At 58.6% G+C, this 532-nt stretch carries 1 protein-coding gene and 1 pseudogene; both read right to left on the bottom strand.

The window, feature by feature from the left end; all coding sequences use genetic code 11:
• The coding region (locus AC1DHT_RS29335; protein ID WP_477761601.1) for a contractile injection system protein, VgrG/Pvc8 family at window positions 1-297 on the bottom strand (297 nt) is incomplete at its 3' end.
• Between the two features lie 133 nt (window positions 298-430).
• A pseudogene (locus AC1DHT_RS29330) lies at window positions 431-532 on the bottom strand (Hcp family type VI secretion system effector); the annotation flags it as partial.

Below are 532 nucleotides of genomic sequence, written 5' to 3'. Positions count from 1 at the left end.
GTAAGACAGCTGCGGGCGCAGGGTCACCGAGTAGCGGGTCAGGCGTTTACCGGCATCGCCTTGGGCGACGCGATAGATCTGTCCGTGAATGCCGGTGCCGTTTTGCGCGAGCTGCAAAAACGCCGGTTTGTGCAACAGGCTTTCGAGGTCCAGGGACGGGTTTTCGCTGACCAGTTCGACGTCGAACGCGAACGGTTGGCTGATGGCTTCTCGACCGGTGAGGGCAAGTACCTGGAGATCGTTCGCCAGACCTTCTACGGTCAAGGCGAAGTGAGTCTGGTTGGCCGGCGCGAACATCCGTTGTTCCTCGTGCAGTGCTGCAGCATCCATCAAGCCCTGAGTGGGCGATCAACGAACGCAAGAATTCTTGGGTGACGCAAACAACATCGACCAGCAGAGCTGGCCGATGTTTTGAAACGGTCGGCCAGACTTAGCCAGCGACCGGGGAACGCCAGTCATCGGAACCCGAAGTACCGGATACTTCGTGGGTCCAGGTGATTTTGCGGTAGGTGAACTCTACGTCTTCCAGGTG

Source organism: Pseudomonas sp. 05N432, from assembly GCF_056396945.1.
Note: the sequence above shows the minus strand (reverse complement) of the source record. Positions and strands in the feature narration are given on the sequence as shown.